Annotated in this window: 4 protein-coding genes and 1 tRNA gene; 4 read left to right on the top strand and 1 reads right to left on the bottom strand. The window is 60.1% G+C overall.

Annotated features, from left to right (window positions below; all coding sequences use genetic code 11):
* Positions 1 to 82 precede the first annotated feature (82 nt).
* Entirely contained in the window at positions 83 to 17,824 is a 17,742-nt protein-coding gene (locus tag AB3G88_RS01470) for a retention module-containing protein (protein ID WP_480452918.1), read from the bottom strand.
* A 347-nt stretch (positions 17,825 to 18,171) separates the two neighbouring features.
* On the opposite strand from AB3G88_RS01470, the gene AB3G88_RS01465 reads away from it, so the two are divergent.
* From AB3G88_RS01465 to AB3G88_RS01450, 4 genes are all read left to right on the top strand, one after another.
* Positions 18,172 to 19,524: a TolC family outer membrane protein gene (locus AB3G88_RS01465; RefSeq protein ID WP_480452916.1), complete on the top strand. Its 1,353-nt coding sequence runs from the start codon at positions 18,172 to 18,174 to the stop codon at positions 19,522 to 19,524.
* A 45-nt stretch (positions 19,525 to 19,569) separates the two neighbouring features.
* Positions 19,570 to 21,723, top strand: coding sequence for a type I secretion system permease/ATPase (locus AB3G88_RS01460; RefSeq protein ID WP_112193005.1), 2,154 nt, complete (start codon positions 19,570 to 19,572; stop codon positions 21,721 to 21,723).
* On the top strand, positions 21,713 to 23,089 hold the full coding sequence (locus AB3G88_RS01455) for an HlyD family type I secretion periplasmic adaptor subunit (protein ID WP_480452913.1): 1,377 nt from the start codon (positions 21,713 to 21,715) through the stop codon (positions 23,087 to 23,089). Before AB3G88_RS01460 ends, AB3G88_RS01455 begins: the two co-directional genes overlap by 11 nt.
* A 121-nt stretch (positions 23,090 to 23,210) precedes the next feature.
* Positions 23,211 to 23,286, top strand: a tRNA-Thr gene (locus AB3G88_RS01450).
* The last annotated feature ends 19 nt before the right edge of the window (positions 23,287 to 23,305 follow it).

The raw sequence follows: 23,305 nt of genomic DNA, 5'->3' as shown, positions 1-23,305 counted from the left end.
GCTCCCACAGAGATTACACACATTTCCCCAAAGCGCATGCCAAAGGGGCGCCAATCCCGAAAGATTGACGCCCCGCTGGTGATCAGTCGTGGTGCTTGACGGTCAAGTCGCCACCGGCGATCAGGCTATTGATCGCGGCGGCGCCACTGCCCCAGCTCGCGCCGTCCACCTTGATCGTCACATCTGCCGTGCCGCCGTTGGTGCCGGTGAACGACCCGTTGCTGCTCACGCTCAGCGTCGAGTTGCCCGCCGAGTCGGTGGTCAACCTCAGGTAGCTCGACAGGTTGGTGTCGTTATTGCCTTGCAGCAAGTCGGACAGGTCCAGCTTGTCGCCTTCGCCGTGCTTGAAGTCAGTGATGCGATCAAAGCCACCGCTGGTGTTGGTGTCGCCTTTGAGCCACACAAAGGTATCGGCACCCGCGCCGCCGGTGAGGATATCGTTACCCTTGCCACCCACCAGGATGTCATTGCCTGCACCGCCGGAGAGCGTGTCGTTACCGCCCTGGCCGAACAGGATGTCATCGCCGGCGTTGCCGATCAGGTTGTCGCCACCATCGCTGGTGCCGTAGATGTTCGACGCGTTGGCCAGGGCACCGACGTCCTGCACATGCTCAGTGATGTACTGATGCAAGGTGCGGTCGTCGATCTGATCGACGGTGGTCGCCAGCTTCTCGGCAGCGAATGCCTTGAGCGCCGCGCTGCCTTCCTGGCCTTTGTAGCTGATCAGGTCGCCGAAGATGATGTCGTTGCCCGAACCGCCGGAAACGTTGTCGGCACCGGTATCGGCAGTGTGGCCGGTGATGGTATCCGCCAGCTTCGCGGTGTCGATGGTGGAGACCGTCTTGTCGGTATCAAACTGTTTGAGCACGGTGCTATCAATGTCGCTGCCAAGACCGATGGCCTGCACCTCAACCCCGCCCTTGACCGCAGTGGTCAGCGCAGCATAAGCGGCCTTGGCCGCTTCCAACGGATAGTCGGAGTAGTAGCTGCTGTTGCCGACAGCCCCCGCCACGTCGAAACCGCCACGGCCGTCGGACACGACATAACCTTCAAAGGTCTTGGTGCCGGACGAGCTGTACGAGTAGACCTTGCCGTCGCTGTCGACAATGACCTGGGTCTTGCCGTAGACCGTTGCGGTGACCGCAGCGGACTGGCCCAGGGTGTAGGTTTTGCTGTTGACCTTGCTGTCGAAGTAAACCGTGTCACCGTAGCGGCTGGTCGCGCCAAGAGTGATGTCGTTGTATGTGTAGTTGTAGACGTTCGGCGCACCATCGGTGATGAAATACGTCAGGTTTTTCGCACTGGCGTTGCTGGTCGCTTCAGAGCTCTTGAACCAGGCCGTCGCGGTGTTGAAGGCGTCCTGGTAGTTGGTCACGTCAGTCGAGTTGGAGCTCATGTTGTTCAACACAGCCTGCAACGCATCCTTGGCTGCCGCCTGGTCAGCCAGGTTGACCGACACTTGCGATTCGACCTTGGTATCGAAGTCCACCAACAACACTTTCACCACACCCGAACCGGTCAACTTGGCGTTGGCGATCAAGGTATCGAAGATGGTCGACAACTGGGACTTGATCGACGTCATCGCGCTGGGGCCGATACTGCCCGAGGTGTCGACGATAAACGCGATGTTGTAGTTGGAGCCCGGCGTGGTGATACCGCCCTTGTCGCTTACCACGATGTTGTGGGTCGAGCTGGAGCCCAGGTCAATGGTATCCGCTGCCGCGCCGCCTTCCGTGACGGGGCTGTAGACCTGAGGCTTGACCGTGATGGTGGTCGTTGCCGCCAACGAACTCAGGCTGTTGCCCCCCTCATTGTCAGTCACCGAGACATCAATGGTGCGATCGCCCAGCGTCGGGTACTTGCTGGTGCTGGAGTACTGGAACGATTCAAGCAGCGTCTTGTAAGTCGCCGCGTCCGCCGTGCCCGACAGGGTCAGCACGATCTTGCCGCTGACGTCAGTCCCGACGCTGGTCACGGTGATGCCTTTGTACGTACCCCCGACGGCTACCAGGTTGGAGCTCAGTACATCGCCCGAACTGGCGTTTTTCAGGGTGATGGTGGCGCTTTGCATTTGGGTGCTGTCGACGTCAGCGATGGCCACGCTGCCGGTAATCGCAACACCGCTGGTGCTACGTTCGGTGTACGAGGTGCTGAAGCCAGTAGCGACCGAACCGTCGGCAGTGCTCAGGTCCAGGGTTGGGGCGTCGTTGACCGCCGTGATCACGATGCTCACTTTGCCGGTCGTCACCGCCGAAGCGCCGGTGCTCAACTCGGTGGCCGTGGCTTTCACGATGATGTCGAAGCTGGCGGTCGAATCCTTGGCCGGCGTAACTGTCAGGGTCTTCAGGTTCCAGGTGCTGACATCGTAGAGCGTGCCGCTGCCATTGGAGGTGATGCTCGTGGTGCCATCGGTGATCACCGTACCGGCAGGCAAGCCGCTGATTTGCACCTTGTGCGACTCCGAGCCATCGTTGTCGACAAACGTGGTGGTAATCGGGCTGACCTTGATCGCGGTGTCTTCCAGGCCACGGTTGTAGACGTAGCCGGTGTAATAGCCTTCGCCATTGACCACGTGGCTATCGCCGAGCACTGCACCTGCGGCTTTCAACGCTTCCACGCTGGTGTAGGTCTGCAGGCCGCTGTTGCCCAGGGACATCGACACGCCGTTGTTAATCGACACGTTGACGTCGTAGTTGCCCCCGCCGGCCTGGTTGTAGTGGTAGATGTCGAGGGTGTAGTAACCCGACTCGGTCGGCGTGTAGCTCGACCCGCTAATCGCGCTGCCCTTGCTCCAGGTCTCGGTGGCAACCAACTTGCCGCCCACGGTAATGGCCAGGCTGTCGTCGGCCGTACCGGTGAAGGTGTAGCTCTTGCCGGCTTCCAGGTAGATCAGGCCGGAGACCTTGGTCGCGGTGCCATCGACCACATTGCTGTTGCTGACGTTGTTGGTCACACCGGTGGAAGCCGCACTGGCGGCTGTCTTGGCGTCGATCACACGGATCAGATCGCTGGAATTGGCCACACCGTTACCGTTGGTCCCCAAATCATTGCGCAGGGTGCCGCCGGTCCAGGTCTGGATCACCAGGCCTGTCGGCACAGCGCCAAACGCACCAACCGCCACGACAGGCACGTCCGCCACCGGGTGGATATCCACGGTGATGATCTTGGTGTCGCTGTAGGAATTACCGTCGGTAGCCTGGAATTTCAGCTGGGTGTAATCGCTCTGCTTGTTGCCCACGCCTGTGCCGCTGAAGCTGTTATCGCCCGACTCGTTGGCCGCCGGGGTGTAACGCACGTTGTGACTGTCGAAATCAGCCTGGCTGAACGACTTGCCGGCCGAGGTGGCGGTTTTCAGGTCAGACGCGGTCAGCGCAACCCACACGCCGTTGACGTTGTACTCGATCGAACCGGCCGGCAGGTTGGTGAACACCACTTTAGGGTTTGCGGAGTCTTCATCGCTGACGCCGAAGTTCGCCCAGATCAATTCGATCGAAGTGTCTTCGTTGCCTTGGATGTAGCCATTGTTGGCGATAGGGGTGTCGTCGACCAACGTCACGGTCGGCTGGCCAATGCTGTGTGAGTAGGCGCCGTCAGCGTCGGTGACGGTCAGGTCAATCTTCGGCAATTGATGACCGGAGTTGACGTAGTCCGCGCCCTTCTGCGTCAGCACAACGCTATTGCCGGACAAGCTGTAGTAGCCATCCGCATTGGTGCCGGTGGTGAAGGTGATCTTCAGTTGGGCGGCCGGGGTTTCTTCGTCGCTTGCCGTGAAGGTACCGGCCACGGTGCCGACTTTGGCGGTGTCCTCAACAATTGTGGCAGGCGTGATTGCAATCACTGGCACGTCGTTATGCAAGTTGACGGTCGGTTGGCCACTGTTGTTGGAGTGCGCGCCATCAGGATCGGTGACGGTCAGGTCGATCTTCGGCAGTTGATTGCCCGCGTTAACGAAATCAGCACCTTTCTGGGTCAGCACAACGTTGTTGCCGGAGATGCTGTAGTAGCCATCCGCGTTGCTGGTGCCGGTGAAGGTGACCGTCAGGCCCGAACGTGGGGTTTCTTCGTCTTTGGCAACGAAGGTACCGGCGACGGTGCCCGCAGTCGCAGAGTTCTCTTCCAGGGTGTTAGCTGCAACCGTGATCACCGGCACGTCGTTGTGCAGATTGACGGTCGGTTGGCCGCTGTTGCTGGAGTTGGCGCCCGATGGATCGGTAACAGTCAGGTCAATCTTCGGCAACTGGTTGCCGGCGTTAACGAAATCAGCGCCCTTTTGGGTCAGCACAACGTTGTTGCCGGAGATGCTGTAGTAGCCATCGGCGTTGCTGGTACCGGTGAAGGTGATGGTCAGGCCCGAACGTGGGGTTTCTTCGTCGGTCGCGGTGAAGGTACCAGCGACGGTGCCCGCAGCAGCCGAGTTCTCTTCCAGGGTGTTAGCAGCAACCGTGATGACCGGCACGTCGTTATGTAGATTGACGGTCGGTTGGCCGCTGTTGCTGGAGTTCGCGCCTGATGGATCGGTAACAGTCAGATCGATCTTCGGCAACTGGTTGCCGGCGTTAACGAAGTCAGCACCTTTTTGGGTCAGCACAACGTTGTTGCCGGAGATGCTGTAGTAGCCATCAACGTTGCTGGTGCCGGTGAAGGTGATCGTCAGGCCCGAACGTGGGGTTTCTTCGTCGGTCGCGGTGAAGGTACCAGCGACGGTGCCCGCAGCAGCCGAGTTTTCTTCCAGGGTGTTAGCTGCAACCGTGATCACCGGCACATCGTTGTGCAGGTTGACGGTCGGTTGGCCGCTGTTGCTGGAGTTCGCGCCCGATGGATCGGTAACAGTCAGGTCAATCTTCGGCAACTGGTTGCCGGCGTTAACGAAATCAGCGCCCTTTTGGGTCAGCACAACGTTGTTGCCGGAGATGCTGTAGTAGCCATTGGCGTTGCTGGTGCCCGTGAAGGTGATGGTCAGGCCATCACGCGGAGTTTCTTCGTCACGCGCGTTGAAGCTACCGGCGATGGTGCCAGCTTCGGCGGTGTTTTCCACGATAGTGGTCGGCGTAACGTCAATCAGCGGAACGTCGTTAACCAAGGTCACAGTCGGCTGGCCTTCGCCAGTAGAGCTGAGACCACCGGCGTCGGTGACGGTCAGGTCGATCTTCGGCAGCGGGTTGCCCGCGTTGACGAATTCGGCACCTTTGGCCGTCAGCACAACGTTGTTGCCCGAGATGGCGTAGTAGCCGTCGGTGTTAGTACCGGCAGTGAAGGTAACGCTCAGACCATCACGCGGTGTCTCTTCATCACGTGCGTTGAAAGTACCGGCAACGGTGCCTGCTTCAGCAGCGTTCTCAACGATGGTGGTCGGCGTGATGTCGATCAACGGTACGTCGTTAACCAAGGTCACAGTCGGCTGGCCTTCGCCAGTGGAACTGAGGCCACCAGCGTCGGTGACAGTCAGATCGATCTTCGGCAGCGGGTTACCCGCGTTGACGAATTCGGCGCCTTTGGCCGTCAGCACCACGTTGTTGCCCGAGATGGCGTAGTAGCCGTCTGCGTTGGTGCCGGCAGTGAAGCTAACAGTCAGACCATCGCGTGGGGTCTCTTCGTCTTTAGCAACGAAAGTGCCGGCAACGGTGCCTGCTCCAGCAGTGTTCTCAACGATGATGGTCGGCGTAACTGCAATTTCTGGAACGTCGTTGACCAGCGTCACAGTCGGCTGGCCTTCGCCAGTAGAGCTGAGACCACCGGCGTCGGTGACGGTCAGGTCGATCTTCGGCAACGGGTTACCCGCGTTGACGAATTCAGCACCTTTAGCCGTCAGGACCACGTTGTTGCCCGAGATGGCGTAGTAGCCGTCGGTGTTAGTACCGGCAGTGAAGGTAACGCTCAGACCATCACGCGGTGTCTCTTCATCACGTGCGTTGAAAGTACCGGCAACGGTGCCCGCTTCAGCAGCGTTCTCAACGATGGTGGTCGGCGTGATGTCGATCAACGGTACGTCGTTAACCAAGGTCACAGTCGGCTGGCCTTCGCCAGTGGAACTGAGGCCACCAGCGTCAGTAACAGTCAGGTCGATCTTCGGCAGCGGGTTACCCGCGTTGACGAATTCGGCACCTTTGGCGGTCAGGACCACGTTGTTGCCCGAGATGGCGTAGTAGCCGTCTGCGTTGGTGCCGGCAGTGAAGCTAACAGTCAAACCATCGCGCGGAGTTTCTTCGTCACGGGCGTTGAAGGTACCGGCGACGGTGCCAGCTTCAGCAGCGTTCTCAACGATAGTGGTCGGCGTGACGTCGATCAGCGGAACGTCGTTGACCAGCGTTACGGTTGGCTGACCTTCGCCGGTAGAGCTGAGGCCATCTGCGTCGGTGACGGTCAGGTCGATCTTCGGCAGCGGGTTACCCGCGTTGACGAATTCAGCACCTTTGGCGGTCAGGACCACGTTGTTGCCCGAGATGGCGTAGTAGCCGTCTGCGTTGGTGCCGGCAGTGAAGCTAACAGTCAAACCATCGCGCGGAGTTTCTTCGTCACGCGCGTTGAAGCTACCGGCGATGGTGCCAGCTTCGGCGGTGTTTTCCACGATAGTGGTCGGCGTAACGTCAATCAGCGGAACGTCGTTAACCAAGGTCACAGTCGGCTGACCTTCGCCAGTAGAGCTGAGGCCACCAGCGTCAGTGACGGTCAGGTCGATCTTCGGCAACGGGTTACCCGCGTTGACGAATTCGGCGCCTTTCGCGGTCAGCACAACGTTGTTGCCCGAGATGGCGTAGTAGCCGTCTGCGTTAGTACCAGCAGTGAAGCTCACGGTCAGACCATCACGCGGAGTTTCTTCGTCACGTGCGTTGAACGTGCCAGCAACGGTGCCAGCTTCAGCAGCGTTCTCGACGATGGTGGTCGGCGTTACATCAATCACCGGAACGTCGTTGACCAAAGTTACGGTCGGCTGACCTTCGCCAGTAGAGCTGAGGCCACCAGCGTCGGTGACGGTCAGGTCGATCTTCGGCAACGGGTTGCCCGCGTTGACGAATTCAGCGCCTTTGGCCGTCAGGACAACGTTGTTGCCCGAGATAGCGTAGTAGCCATCGGCGTTGGTGCCTGCCGTGAAGCTAACAGTCAGACCTTCACGCGGAGTTTCTTCGTCACGCGCGTTGAAGCTACCGGCGATGGTGCCAGCTTCGGCGGTGTTTTCCACGATAGTGGTCGGCGTAACGTCAATCAGCGGAACGTCGTTAACCAAGGTCACAGTCGGCTGGCCTTCGCCAGTAGAGCTGAGACCACCGGCGTCGGTGACGGTCAGGTCGATCTTCGGCAGCGGGTTGCCCGCGTTGACGAATTCGGCACCTTTGGCCGTCAGCACAACGTTGTTGCCGGAGATGGCGTAGTAGCCGTCTGCGTTAGTACCAGCAGTGAAGCTCACGGTCAGACCATCACGCGGAGTTTCTTCGTCACGTGCGTTGAACGTGCCAGCAACGGTGCCAGCTTCAGCAGCGTTCTCAACGATGGTGGTCGGTGTTACATCAATCACCGGAACGTCGTTGACCAGGGTCACGGTAGGCTGAGCTTCGCCAGTAGAGCTGAGACCACCGGCGTCGGTGACAGTCAGATCGATTTTCGGCAGCGGGTTACCCGCGTTGACGAATTCGGCACCTTTGGCCGTCAGGACAACGTTATTGCCAGAAATAGCGTAGTAGCCGTCAGTGTTAGTACCGGCAGTGAAGGTAACGCTCAGACCATCACGCGGTGTTTCTTCGTCACGTGCGTTGAAAGTACCGGCGACGGTGCCTGCTTCAGCAGCGTTCTCAACGATAGTGGTCGGCGTAACGTCAATCAGCGGAACGTCGTTAACCAAGGTCACAGTCGGCTGGCCTTCGCCAGTAGAGCTGAGGCCACCAGCGTCGGTGACGGTCAAGTCGATCTTCGGCAGCGCGTTACCCGCGTTGACGAATTCGGCGCCTTTAGCCGTCAGGACCACGTTGTTGCCAGAGATGGCGTAGTAGCCGTCGGTGTTAGTACCGGCAGTGAAGGTAACGCTCAGACCATCACGCGGAGTTTCTTCGTCACGTGCGTTGAAGGTACCGGCGACGGTGCCTGCTTCGGCGGTGTTTTCGACGATGGTGGTCGGCGTTACATCAATCAACGGTACGTCGTTGACCAGCGTTACGGTCGGCTGGCCTTCGCCGGTAGAGCTGAGGCCACCAGCGTCAGTGACGGTCAGGTCGATCTTCGGCAGCGGGTTACCCGCGTTGACGAATTCGGCACCTTTCGCGGTCAGGACAACGTTGTTGCCAGAAATAGCGTAGTAACCGTCTGCGTTAGTACCAGCAGTGAAGCTAACGGTCAGACCTTCACGCGGTGTCTCTTCATCACGTGCGTTGAAAGTACCGGCGATGGTGCCAGCTTCGGCGGTGTTTTCCACGATAGTGGTCGGCGTTACATCAATCACCGGAACGTCGTTGACCAAAGTTACGGTCGGCTGGCCTTCGCCAGTGGAGCTGAGGCCACCAGCGTCGGTGACGGTCAGGTCGATTTTCGGCAGCGGGTTACCCGCGTTGACGAATTCGGCACCTTTCGCGGTCAGCACAACGTTGTTGCCCGAGATGGCGTAGTAGCCGTCTGCGTTGGTGCCTGCGGTGAAGCTAACAGTCAGACCATCGCGCGGCGTTTCTTCGTCACGTGCGTTGAACGTGCCAGCAACGGTGCCAGCTTCGGCAGTGTTCTCGACAATAGTGGTCGGCGTGATATCAATCAGCGGCACATCGTTGACCAGCGTCACACCCGGCGTAGCCGCATCGTGGGAGCTGCCCTTGTCGGCGTCGGTGACGGTCAGGTCAATGGCCGGCAGTTTGTTACCCGCGTTGACGAAGTTCGCGCCCGCCAGGGTCAACACCACGGCGTTGCCCACGAGGGTGTAGTAGCCGTTTTTGTTGGTGTCGCCGGTGAAGGTGACTTTCAGATCGGCAATCGGAGTCTCGACGTCGCTCACGGTAAAGGTACCGGCGACGGTGCCTTCGCCGACCTGTTTTTCCACCAGGTCGTTCGCGACGACTTCAATCACTGGCAGGTCGTTGACCGCAATCACATTGATCGGCAGCGTAATCGACTCGGACTTCGGCGTCGCATCGCCATCTTGCGCAGTGGCGGTAACGGTGAGGTTCACCAGGCCGTTGGCGTTTGGCACCGGGTTGTAGACCAGTGTGGCCTTGTTCCAGCTGCTGATATCGATGCTTTGCACGTCAGCCGTGGCCGTGAAGCTGTGGCCCGGCGTGCCATCGGAAATGGTCGCGCCTTCCGGAATGCCGCTGATTTCCAGCTTGAGGGTCTCGGAACCATCTGTGTCAGTGGCATAGGCGTCGATCGCGGACAACTTGATCGCGTGATCTTCCAGGCCGGTGTTCAGCACTTGGGTAACGCTGATGTTGTCCAGCACGCCGCCAAGCGAGTTGTTGGTGTCGCCGGCCGGGGCCTTGAATTCGAGTTTGGCGTCGCCGTCAGCGGTGACGGGCACGGTGAAGGTGTAGGTCTTCATGCCCACGACGGTGGCGTCCAGGGTGCCGACTTTGACGCCGCCCCAGAACACGTCGATCACCGAGTTGTTCTCGGCGCCCGCACGCGGCGAGTAGTCGACCGAGATGGTGTAAGCAGTGCCGCTTTCAGCCTTGATGATGGTGTACAGGCTGGCGTCATCGCCGGCGTTTTTCTCCAGCTCGATGACCGGGCTGTTGCCTGGGGTCTCTACGCCGTAGACGCTGCCTTGGCCGATTTCCACTTTGCCGTCGGCGTTGCCGGTCAGCCATTGGGTGTTCGGATTGGTGCCCGTGCCGGCTGCGTTATTGGCATCGCCAACCGCGACCGTGCCCCAGGCGCCGTTGATCGGGGCACTGTCGAAGTTGATCGCGCTCACCACGCCGCCGCCGAGCAGGCCCAGGTGCGGGGTGTCGGTGACTGGCGCGATGGTGATTGCTGCGGTGGTGTCGCCGCTTGGTTTGCCGGCATTGTCGACGGCGGTGAAGGTCAGCGAAGTGCTGCCGCTCCAGTCGCCGGTCGGCGAGAAGTACACCGAAGCCTTGCCGTCGGCACCTGCCGGTACCGAGTCGCCGACTTTCAGGGCGATGGTGAGCGTCGAGTCGCTGTAGAGCGTGCCGTTGGTCGGCAAGGTGGTGATGACGAAGCTGGCAACGGAGCCATCCACGTCGGCGCCACTCAGGACGATGGTTGCGGCGTGGTCTTCGTTGGCACTGGCTGGGTCAGCCGAGGCGGTCGGGGCATCGTTGAACAGGTCGATGGTGACCTTGCCGGTGGCGCTGCCGGTTTCCGGTGGCTCGCGGTCAAGGTTGCCGCCGCCGATGTCGGTGACGTCGATGGTGACGGTGCGATCAGTGCCAGCCGGATTGTTGCCCGGGGCTTGGAAGGTAATCGCTTCAACCAGCTTGATGAAGTCCGCCGCGCTGCTGCCGGCTGGCGAATTGCTGGTCAGGGTGTAGACGACTTTGCCATCTGCGGCGCTGCCGGTTTCGGTGATGGTGATACCGGCAACGGCCAGGGCCTTGAGTACATCGGCATTGCTGAGCAGATCACCAGACACCAGGTGATCAACCGTGACCACCACTTTGCTGAAGGTGGAGTTGTCGACGTCGCTGATGGACAGGTTCTTGACCAGCGCGCCGCCTGCGGTCTGCTCGGTGAAGGTGGTGCTGTCGAAGCTGACTACTGGCACATCGTTGACCGGAACCACGTAGACCACCGAGGTCACTGGCGCGGAGTCCGCCTGACCGTCGTTGACGGTGATGGTCAGGTTGCGATTGACCGGGCTCGGGTCTTCGCTCTCGCTGGCGAAGTGCACCGAGCGCAGGACTTCCTGGTACTCAGCCTTGGTGGCTTCGCCGGACAGGCTCAGCACACCGGTGTTCTTGTCATAGCTGACGGTGATTTTGGTGTTGCTGACATCCGCGATCAGCACGTCATCGGTCAGGTGGTTGACCAGCGTGACCTTGGCGCTTTGCAAGGTGCTGTTGTCGACGTCGGCGATGGTCAGGTTTGCCGCAACGTAGCCGCCCGGCTTGCCTTCAATGTAGGTGTCGCCGAACGCGTTGGTCGAACCGTTGCCCAGCACCGGCGCGTCGTTGACCGCAGTGACTACGATGCCGATCTTGCCGCTGGTGACTTCTTCAACGCCGGTGCTCAGCTCTTTGGCCGTGGCTTTGACGGTCAGGTCGAAACTGGCGGTCGAATCCTTGAACGGGGTAACGGTCAGGGTGCTCAGGTTCCAGGTGCTCACATCGTAGAGCGTGCTTGCGCCGGTCGAGGTGATGCTGTGACCAGTGGTGCCGTCGGTGAGCACGGCGCCTTCCGGCAGGCCGCTGATTTCAACCTTGTGGGATTCCGAGCCGTCGTTGTCGACGAACGTGGCGGTAATCGGCGCGATCTTGATCGCGGTGTCTTCCAGGCCGTGGTTGTAGACGGAGCCGGTGTAATAGCCTTCGCCGTTCACCACGTGGCTGTCGCCGAGCACCATGCCGGCGGCTTCAAGCGCGGCCACACTGGTGTAGGTCTGCAGGCCGCTGTTGCCCAACGACACGGCCGGGCCGTTGTTGGTCGATACGTTGACGTCGTAGTTGCCCGGGCCGTTCTGGTTGTAGTGGTAGACGTCGAGGGTGTAGTAACCCGACTCGGTCGGCGTGTAGGTCGACCCGCCAATCCCGCTGCCCTGGCTCCAGGTCTCGGAAGCAACCAGCTTGCCGCCTACGGTGATTGCCAGACTGTCGTCGGCAGTACCGCTGAAGGTGTAGCTCTTGCCGGCTTCCAAGTAGACCAGGCCCGACACTTTGGTCGCGGTGCCTTCGGCCACGTTGCCGTTGCTCACATTGCTGGTCACGCCAGTGGAGGCTGCGCTGTCAGCGGTCTGGGCGTTGATCACATTGATCAGCGTGCTCGACTGGGTAACGCCTTGGCCGTGGGTGCCCAGTTCAGCCGGCAGGTTGCTGCCGGTCCAGGTTTGAATGGTCAGACCGGTTGGCACTTGACCGAAGGTCAAAACCGGCACATCCGTCACCGGGTGGATATCCACGGTGATGGTTTTAGTGTCGCTGTAGGAGCTGCCGTCAGTCGCCTGGAAGTTCAGCTCGGTGTAATCGCCTTGCTTGTTACCCACGCCAGTGCCGCCGAAGCTGTTATCGCCCGACTCGTTGTCTGCCGGGGTGTAACGCACGTTGTGGGCATCGAAGTCAGCCTGAGTGAAGGCCTTGCCCGCCGAGGTGTCGGTTTTCAGATCGGCCGTGGTGAGCTTGACCCACTCGCCGTCGACTTTGTATTCGATGGAACCGGCCGGCAGGCTGGTAAACACCACTGCCGGGCTGGTGGAATCCTCGTCCTGGACGCCGAACGTCGCCCAAGTGAGCTCGATCGAGGTGTCTTCGTTGCCCTCGATGCGGCCGTCGACGGCGGTCGGGGTGTCATCGACCAGGGTTACGGTTGGCTGGCCTTCGCCGGTGGAGCTGAGGCCACCGGCGTCGGTGACAGTCAGGTCGATCTTCGGCAGTTGGTTGCCGGCGTTGACGAAATCGGCGCCTTTTTGGGTCAACACGACATTGTTGCCGGAGAGGCTGTAATAGCCGTCAGCGTTGGTGCCGGTGGTGAAGTTGATGGTCAGGTTTTCACGCGGAGTTTCTTCGTCACGTGCGTTGAAGGTACCGGCGATGGTGCCTGCTTCGGCGGTGTTTTCGACGATGGTGGTCGGTGTGATGTCGATCAGTGGTACGTCGTTGACCAGGGTTACGGTCGGCTGGCCTTCGCCGGTAGAGCTGAGGCCACCGGCGTCGGTGACGGTCAGGTCGATCTTCGGCAGCTGATTACCCGCGTTGACGAATTCGGCGCCTTTGGCGGTCAGTACGACGTCGTTGCCGGAGATGGCGTAGTAACCGTCTGCGTTGGTACCAGCGGTGAAGCTGATCGTCAGATTTTCGCGTGGGGTTTCTTCGTCACGCGCGTTGAAGGTACCGGCGACGGTGCCTGCTTCGGCGGTGTTCTCAACGATGGTGGTCGGCGTGATGTCGATCAGTGGAACGTCGTTAACCAGGGTCACAGTCGGCTGGCCTTCGCCAGTAGAACTGAGGCCACCGGCGTCGGTGACGGTCAGGTCGATCTTCGGCAGCTGGTTGCCAGCGTTGACGAACTCTGCACCTTTCGCGGTCAGGACAACGTTGTTGCCGGAGATGGCGTAGTAGCCGTCTGCGTTGGTGCCAGCAGTGAAGCTGATCGTCAGATTTTCACGCGGGGTTTCTTCGTCACGGGCGTTGAAGGTACCGGCGACGGTGCCTGCTTCGGCGGTGTTTTCAACGATGGTGGTCGGCGTGATGTCGATCAGTGGTACGTCGTTGACCAGGGTTACAGTCGGCTGGCCTTCGCCGGTGGAGCTGAGGCCACCGGCGTCGGTGACGGTCAGGTCGATCTTCGGCAGCTGGTTGCCAGCGTTGACGAATTCGGCGCCTTTGGCGGTCAGGACGACGTCGTTGCCGGAGATGGCGTAGTAGCCGTCTGCGTTGGTACCAGCGGTGAAGCTGATCGTCAGATTTTCGCGTGGGGTTTCTTCGTCACGCGCGTTGAAGGTACCGGCGACGGTGCCTGCTTCGGCGGTGTTCTCAACGATGGTGGTCGGCGTGATGTCGATCAGTGGAACGTCGTTGACCAGAGTTACGGTTGGCTGCCCTTCGCCGGTAGAGCTGAGGCCACCAGCGTCAGTGACAGTCAGGTCGATCTTCGGCAGTTGGTTGCCGGCGTTGACGAATTCGGCGCCTTTAGCGGTCAGGACCACGTTATTGCCGGAGATGGCGTAGTAGCCGTCTGCGTTGGTGCTAGCAGTGAAGCTGATCGTCAGGTTTTCGCGCGGGGTTTCTTCGTCACGGGCGTTGAAAGTACCGGCGACGGTACCTGCTTCGGCGGTGTTTTCGACGATGGTGGTCGGCGTTACATCAATCAACGGTACGTCGTTGACCAAAGTTACGGTCGGCTGCCCTTCACCGGTGGAGCTGAGGCCACCAGCGTCAGTGACAGTCAGGTCGATCTTCGGCAGTTGGTTGCCGGCGTTGACGAATTCGGCGCCTTTTGCAGTCAGGACCACATTATTGCCGGAGATGGCGTAGTAACCGTCGGCGTTGGTGCCGACGGTGAAGCTGATGGTCAGGTTTTCGCGTGGGGTTTCTTCGTCACGCGCGTTGAAGGTACCGGCGATGGTGCCTGCTTCGGCGGTGTTTTCGACGATGGTGGTCGGTGTGATGTCGATCAACGGAACGTCGTTAACCAGGGTCACAGTCGGCTGGCCTTCGCCGGTGGAGCTGAGGCCACCCGCGTCGGTGACGGTGAGGTCGATCTTCGGCAGTTGGTTACCCGCGTTGACGAATTCAGCGCCTTTGGCGGTCAGTACGACGTTGTTGCCAGAGATGGCGTAGTAGCCGTCGGCGTTGGTACCAGCGGTGAAGCTGATCGTCAGATTTTCGCGTGGGGTTTCTTCGTCACGGGCGTTGAAAGTACCGGCGACGGTACCTGCTTCGGCGGTGTTTTCGACGATGGTGGTCGGTGTGATGTCGATCAGTGGAACGTCGTTGACCAGGGTTACGGTCGGCTGACCTTCGCCGGTGGAGCTGAGGCCACCAGCGTCAGTAACAGTCAGGTCGATTTTCGGCAGCTGATTACCCGCGTTTACGAATTCGGCGCCTTTAGCGGTCAGGACCACGTTATTGCCGGAGATGGCGTAGTAGCCGTCTGCGTTGGTGCCAGCGGTGAAGCTGATCGTCAGGTTTTCACGTGGCGTTTCTTCGTCACGGGCGTTGAAGGTACCGGCGACGGTGCCTGCTTCGGCGGCGTTTTCGACGATAGTGGTCGGTGTGATGTCGATCAGTGGAACGTCGTTGACCAAGGTAACAGTCGGCTGGCCTTCGCCGGTAGAGCTGAGGCCACCGGCGTCGGTAACAGTCAGGTCGATTTTCGGCAGTTGGTTGCCAGCGTTGACGAATTCGGCGCCTTTTGCAGTCAGGACCACGTTATTGCCGGAGATGGCGTAGTAGCCGTCTGCATTGGTGCCGGTGGTGAAGCTAATGGTCAGGTTTTCGCGTGGGGTTTCTTCGTCACGTGCGTTGAAGGTACCGGCGACGGTGCCTGCTTCGGCGGTGTTTTCGACGATGGTGGTCGGCGTTACATCAATCAACGGCACGTCGTTGACCAAAGTTACGGTCGGCTGGCCTTCGCCGGTGGAGCTGAGGCCACCAGCGTCAGTGACAGTCAGGTCGATCTTCGGCAACTGATTACCTGCGTTGACGAAATCGGCGCCTTTTTGGGTCAGCACGACATTGTTGCCGGAGAGGCTGTAATAGCCGTCAGCGTTAGTGCCGGTGGTGAAGCTGATGGTCAGGTTTTCGCGTGGGGTCTCTTCGTCTTTAGCAACGAAGGTACCGGCAACGGTGCCTGCTTCGGCGGTGTTTTCGACGATGGTGGTCGGTGTGATGTCGATCAACGGAACGTCGTTAACCAGGGTCACAGTCGGCTGGCCTTCGCCGGTGGAGCTGAGGCCACCGGCGTCGGTGACAGTCAGGTCGATCTTCGGCAGCTGGTTGCCAGCGTTGACGAAATCGGCGCCTTTTTGGGTCAGCACGACATTGTTGCCGGAGAGGCTGTAATAGCCGTCAGCGTTGGTGCCGGCGGTGAAGCTAATGGTCAGGTTTTCGCGCGGGGTTTCTTCGTCACGGGCGTTGAAAGTACCGGCGACGGTACCTGCTTCGGCGGTGTTTTCGACGATGGTGGTCGGCGTTACATCAATCAACGGTACGTCGTTGACCAAAGTTACGGTCGGCTGCCCTTCACCGGTGGAGCTGAGGCCACCAGCGTCAGTGACAGTCAGGTCGATCTTCGGCAACTGATTACCAGCATTGACGAAATCAGCACCTTTCTGGGTCAGCACGACATTGTTGCCGGAGAGGCTGTAATAGCCGTCAGCGTTGGTGCCAGCGGTGAAGCTGATCGTCAGGTTTTCACGCGGCGTTTCTTCGTCTGTGGCAACAAAAGTGCCCGCAACAGTACCCGCCACCGCCGTTTCTTCAACAATGGTGTTAGCCGTGATTTCAATCACCGGCACGTCGTTGACCAGGGTCACGGTCGGCTGGCCAGCTGCGTTGGAGTTTAGGCCTTCGGGGTCGGTAACAGTCAGGTCGATCTGCGGCAGCTGATTGCCGGCGTTGACGAAGTCAGCGCCCTTCTGCGTCAGTACAACGGTGTTGTCGACGATGGCGTAGTAGCCATCTTTGTTGTTGTCGCCCGTGAACGTGACCGTCAGTTGGCCAGCCGGCGTTTCAGCGTCGCGGATAACAAACGTGCCTGCCACGCTGCCCGCGACGGCGGTGTTTTCGACCAGGGTCGTGCCCGTCACGTCGATCACCGGCGCATCGTTGACCGGCGTGATGGTGATCGTCAGCGTGCTGCTCGACCCGGTATTGGTGGTGTAACCGATCTGCGGCACTTCGCCGCTGTAATCCTTGACCGGGGTGAACACGTACGCGCCATCAGTCCCGATGGTGACGGAACCGATACCTTCGATGTCAGCCGTCTGGCCCGCGTTGTAGGTCGTGTTGCCTACTGTGAAGGTGGCGACAGTCAGCACGTTATCGATGTCGCTGTCGTTGCTCAGCACGTTGCCGGTAGCGACGCCATCTTCGGCAATAGTGTTGGTATCGGCGACCAAAACGCTTGGATCATCCACAGCAACCACAGTGGAAGTGGCTGGCGCGGGATTGATTGCCAGGTTTTCGTAGTTACCGCCGGTCGCCTCGGTGATCGTGACGCTGACGGCCAGGTCCTTGCCATCTGCCAGGTTGGCAGGTGTGTCGGCTGTGACCGTGCCGGTGGTTTTACCGGCCTCGATGGTGATGCTCAGGTCGTTGGACAGCTTGATCACAACGTCGGTCTGCGCCGCGTTGGTCACGGTGGCGGTGTAGACGATCTGGCCGCCTTCGTTCACCGACGGAGTCGCGGTCAGGGTGACGGTGGTGGTGTCGATGGTGTCCGCGATCTGCGTGACTGCTGCCGCCGGGTCGGTGGTGATGATCAGGTTGCCGCCGCCAGAGGTGCCGGCGATGGTGGCGGAGATCGACGAGGCGTCCAGGTAAGGCGTGTCATTGCCGGCGAAGGTGACGTTCAGCACGCCCGAGGTCTGGCCAGCGGCGATCACAACGGAGAGGCCGTTGGACAAGGTGACGGTCAGGTCGCTGGTCGGTGCCTGGGTGATGAATACGGTGTAAACCACGACGCCACCGGCTTCGGTGATGCTCGGCGTGGCGGTCAGGGTGATGGTGACGTTGCGCGGATCGACGCCGTTATTGTCGGCGCCGGTTTGGGTAGTGCCTACGGCGTCACCGGCATTCAAGCCGGTCGTGGGGTAGCCGATGGTCGGGTCAACCACGCCTGCGGTGGCTTCCAGCACGACAAAGCTGTGGCCGCCACCCACGGCACCGTCTGCGCCTGCGGCGGCCGGGCCGGCAGCGGTGGCTTCGAGGTCTTGGGTCGGGTCGGCGCCGGCAGCGATGGCTTGCTGCAGTTCGGCAACGGACGGTGCGGCTTGAGCAGTGGCGGCGCTCAGGTCGGTGACAGAATCAGGAGCGTTTGCGCTCCACTGAGTGTCGCGACCCAAATCGATGATCCGGCCGTCGGCCAGTTCCAGCGAGACAGCGCCCGATGCGCCGGTATCGACTTGCTCACCCGCGAACAGGCGATCCCCTTCTACAAGCAGGCGACGAATCCCTTCCGGGGAAACCGCGAACACTTGACCGACAATGCTTTTGACGACCGCAACGCTGCTCATAAAAGACTCTCCGTGTATTACCGTTCAGGGGGTATCCATCAAGGAGACCGGCCCTTTCGCTGGTGCCGATTCAGTAGCTGGAGTACTTAATTTCTTGGAAAAAACCTTGGCGTCAATATTTTGTTGTCTCGTCAGAAAAATTACTTTTCCGTCAAGGTATTGACCTATTGGGCGTCATCCTAAACAATCCGCCAGGTAATGTCACATTGATATTTATGCGGCCTCGCGACTTTCTGTTTGCGCCCTCCGGCGCCCTAGAAAAACGGGCATTTCGAGTTGCCACTCCAATGCAATATTCCAAGTTTGTTGCGGTTTTTCAGGCAACCAATCCCCGGGGAAACATCAGAATGCGTTTGCACCTTCTTAAAGCTGTGCCTTTTGCTCTAGCCGCCAGTTTCGTCCAGGCTCAGACCCTGCCCGAAGCCATGCAAGATGCGGTGAAAAACCACCCGGAGATCCAGGCAGCAATCAATGCGCGCATTGCCGCTGACTATCAGGTCAGAGAGGCTCAGGGCGGCTACCTGCCTAAAGTCGACCTGCTGGGCGGCTATGGCCGCGAAAGCTCGGACAACACGTCGACCCGTGCCGCCAGCAACAGCCATGACTGGAAAACCCTGAACCGCGGCGAGTCGACCATCCGCCTGCAACAAAATTTGTTCCAGGGTTTTGGCACCGTCAATGAAGTCGGTCGCCAACAAGCCACCGCCAATTCCCGTGGGTATGCGCTGCTCAATACTTCCGAGCGCACCGCGCTGACCGTCGCCCAGGTTTATCTGGATGTCCTGACCCGTCGCGAGATGGTGCAGCTGGCAGAAGACAACCTGAAGAGCCACGAACGCATTTTTGACCAGATCAAACTGCGCACCAGCCGTGGCGTCGGAAGAATGGCGGACATGGACCAGGCCGAAGCCCGACTGGCGCAGGCGCAGAACAACCTGATCACCGAGCAGACCAACCTGGCAGACGCCAACACCAACTTCCTCAGCGTTGTCGGCAAAGAGCCCGACCAGTTGGAAAGGCCAATGGGCATCGTGACCGCCCTGCCCGGCAGCCTGGATGAAGCACGCCGCGCGATGATTGCCGACAGCCCGGTACTGCGCTCGGCCGAATCGGACATCGCTGCTGCCGAGAAGCAGTACGAAGCTGCCAAGTCGACCTTCTACCCGCGTTTTGATGCGGTGCTGCAACGTTCGGCCAACAACAACATCGGCGGCGAAGAAGGCCATGACAATGGCTACTCCGCGATGCTGAACATGCAGTTCAACCTGTACAACGGCGGCAGCGACAAGGCCAGCCTGCAGTCCAAGGCTTCCCAAGCCACCCAGGCGCTGGATATCCGCAACAACGCCCTGCGCCAGTTGAACGAAGAACTGGGCCTGGCGTGGAACGCTTACAACAATGCCAGCCAGCAAGTGCCCATCGCGCAGCAGTACGTCGACCGCAGCACCAAAGTGCGCACCTCGTATCAGCAGCAGTTCAGCCTCGGTGAGCGTACACTGCTCGACTTGCTCGACAGCGAGAACGAACTGTTCACCGCTCAGCAGCGTCTGGCACAGATCAAAAGCCTCTACGTTTACACCCAGTACCGTATCAAGGCTGACATGGGCCAACTGCTGAGAAGCCAGGGCGTCGTTGCTCCGATGGCATCAGTTGTGCAAAACGATATTAAACCGTCGGTAAACCTGCCAGGGATGAACTGATTCTTGACGGCGTTGGACCACACAACCGTTTAAGAGAGAGTCAGCTTGGATTCTGAAATAGGTTTGGCGCCACTTCACCATGACCCCCGCGCTCAGCATGACGACCCATTGCTAGATGGGTTGTTGGCTCTCTGCTCGCTGCATTACAAGCCTGCCAGCCGAGCCATGCTGACCACCGGCCTGCCCTTGGCGGGGCAGCGCCTGAGCCCCGACTTGCTGCCGCGCGCAGCAGCCCGGGCGGGTTTGCAGGGGCGTTTGCTGCAGCGCAAGCTGGAGCAGATCCCGTCCATCGCATTGCCGGCCTTGCTGCTATTAAAGGAAGGACGCAGTGCGGTGCTGTTGGGATGGGAAGGTGATACCGCCCGCCTGCTGCTCAGCGAAAGCGACGGCGGCGAAGTCCAGGTCACCCGCGAGGCGCTGACTCAGGATTACAACGGTCGGGTGTTCTTCGCCCAACCACAGCATAAATTTGACGTCACCAGCGGCACGCTGATCCCCCGCGCACGCTCGTGGTTCAAAGACACCCTCAAACGCTCCCGCTGGCTGTACGCCGACGCCATCGCTGCGAGCCTGGTGATCAACCTGATCGCCCTGGCTGCGCCGTTGTTTGTCATGAACGTGTACGACCGCGTGGTGCCGAACCAGGCCACCGCCACCTTGTGGGTGCTGGCCATCGGTATTTGTGGCGCGTACCTGTTCGATCTGCTGCTCAAGATGATGCGCAGCCTGTGCCTGGACCTTGCGGGCAAGAAAACCGACCTGATTATCTCCGCGACGCTGTTCGAGCGCATCGTCGGCATGTCGATGAAAATGCGCCCGGCGCGCGTCGGCAGCTACGCCTCCAACATCCACGAGTTCCAGGGGATGCGTGACTTCCTCACCTCCCTGACCCTCACCAGCCTGATCGACCTGCCCTTTACCCTGATTATCCTCGGCGTGATCGCGCTGCTGGGGGGCCACTTGGTATGGATTCCCATCGTCGCCTTCCCGCTGGCATTGGGTATCGGCCATTTCCTGCAAAAGCCACTGACCGCGACACTTGAGCGCACCATGGCCCTGGGCGCCGAGCGCCAGTCGAGCCTGATCGAGACCCTCGCCGGGCTGGACGCGGTGAAGGTCAACAACGCCGAAAGCGAACGCCAGTACCAGTGGGAACAAACCATTGGCACCCTCAGCCGCCTCGAACTGCGGGTCAAAGTGCTGTCCGGCCTGGCGATGAACATCACCTTGCTGATCCAGCAAGTGGCGGGCGTGGCGATGATTATCTTCGGCGTGTACCAGATCATCGACGGCACCCTCAGCATGGGCGGTCTGGTGGCGTGCTACATGCTCAGCGGTCGCGCACTCGGCCCGTTGGCCCAGCTGTCGGGCCTGCTGACACGCTACCAGCAAGCCAAGGTGACGATGGTCTCGGTGGACCAGATGATGGAGCTGCCACAGGAACGCAACTTCGACGAACGCCCGCTCAGCCGCAAAACGCTGCAAGGCGCGATGACGTTCCGCGAGGTCGACTTCACTTACCCGAACCAGCAAAACCTGGCCCTGCGCGGCATCAACCTGAATGTCCGCCCTGGCGAAAAAATCGGCATCATCGGCCGCAGCGGCTCGGGCAAAAGCTCCCTGGCCAAGCTGCTGGTGGGCCTGTATCAACCGGACTCCGGCTCGTTGCTGGTGGACGGTGTGGACATCCGCCAGATCGACGTCAGCGAATTGCGCCATAACATCGGCTACGTCGCCCAGGACATCCAACTGCTGGCCGGCACCTTGCGTGACAACCTGGTCTCGGGCGCCCGCTACGTGGACGACGAGATGGTGCTGCAAGCCGCAGAACTCGCCGGCGTGCATGAATTCGCCAGGCTGCACCCGCAAGGTTACGAGCTGCAAGTGGGCGAGCGCGGACAGAACCTCTCCGGCGGTCAACGCCAGAACGTCGCCCTGGCCCGTGCGCTGCTGCTGAACCCGCCGATTCTGTTGCTGGACGAACCGACCAGCGCCATGGACAACACCGGTGAAGAGCGCCTCAAGCAGCGCTTGCAGTCGGTGATCGAAAACAAGACGGTGATTCTCGTCACCCACCGTGCTTCGCTGTTGAGCCTGGTTGATCGCCTGCTGGTGATCGACCGTGGCCAGATCCTCGCAGACGGTCCAAAAGCGGCCGTTATGGAAGCGCTGAAAAAGGGGCAGATCAGTGTTGCTTAAGTCCGGCCCAGGCCGTTGGAAAGACGTTATCTTCCGCTACTTCAAGGGCAGCGACTCGCTCGATGATCAGCCACTGCCCGAAGTCGAAAAGGCACTGATCGACGACGCACCCCGCATCGTGCGCATGACCATTTGGGCCGTGATCGGCTTTTTCGTATTCCTAGTGTTGTGGGCGCACTTCGCGATCATCGACGAAGTGACCAAGGGCGAAGGCAAGGCCATCCCGTCGTCGCGCATCCAGAAGATCCAGAACCTGGAGGGCGGCATCGTCGCCCAGATCTATGTGCACGAAGGCCAGATCGTCGAAGCCGGCGCGCCGCTGATCCGCCTGGACGACACCCGGTTTGCCTCCAACGTCGGCGAAACCGAAGCCGACCGCGTGGCCATGGAACTGCGCGTGGAACGTCTCAGTGCGGAAGTCGACAACCGCCCACTGAACATCACCGATGCCGCACGCAAAGCCGTGCCCAACCAGGCCTCGAACGAAGAATCGCTGTACCTCAGCCGCCGCCAGCAACTGGCAGACGAGATTGGCGGGCTGCAACAACAACTGCTGCAACGCCAGCAAGAGTTGCGCGAGTTCAGCTCCAAGCAGGAGCAGTACCGCAACAGCCTGAACCTGCTGCGCCAGGAGATCGGCATGTCCGAACCCCTGGTGCAACAGGGCGCCATCTCGCCGGTCGAAGTGCTGCGCCTCAAACGCTCGGAAGTTGAAACCCGCGGCATGCTCGACGGCACCACCCTGGCCATCCCCCGCGCCCAGGCCGCCATCAACGAAGTGCAGCGCAAAGTCGACGAAACGCGCGGCAAATTCCGCAGCGAAGCCCTGGCCCAGTTGAACGAAGCCCGCACCAACCTGAGCAAGGCGCAGGCCACGTCCAAAGGCCTGGAAGACCGCGTCAGCCGCACCATGGTCACCTCGCCCGTACGCGGCATCGTCAAACAGATGCTGGTCAACACCGTCGGCGGCGTGATCCAGCCCGGCAGCGACATGGCCGAAGTCGTCCCATTGGACGACACCCTGCTGGTCGAAGCAAAAATCCGCCCACAAGACATCGCCTTCCTGCACCCCGGCCAGGAAGCCATGATCAAATTCACCGCCTACGACTACACCATCTACGGCGGCCTCAAAGGCAAACTCGAAACCATCGGCGCCGACACCGTGATGGATGAAGAGAAGAAAAACACCTACTACATCATCAAACTACGCACCGACCGCAGCCACCTGGGCACCGATGAGAAGCCGCTGCTGATCATCCCCGGCATGGTCGCCTCGGTGGACATCATCACCGGCAAGAAAAGCATCCTGAGCTACCTGCTCAAACCCATCATCAAATCCCGCGCAGAGGCGATGCACGAGCGTTGATTTTGGGCGGGTGACGCGCATAAATGCGGGGAGATTTGCGAAAACTTGGGTTTTCGCAAAAATAGTCAGATTTCAGGGGTTTACAGAACCTTTGCAGTCGCTATAATCGTCGCCCTAACACGCCGGTATAGCTCAGTTGGTAGAGCAACTGACTTGTAATCAGTAGGTCCCGGGTTCGACTCCTGGTGCCGGCACCACATTAGGCTCCATTGCATT

This window comes from Pseudomonas arvensis, assembly GCF_056688935.1.
The sequence above is the reverse complement of the archived record's forward strand: the minus strand, read 5'-3'. Positions and strand labels throughout refer to the sequence as shown.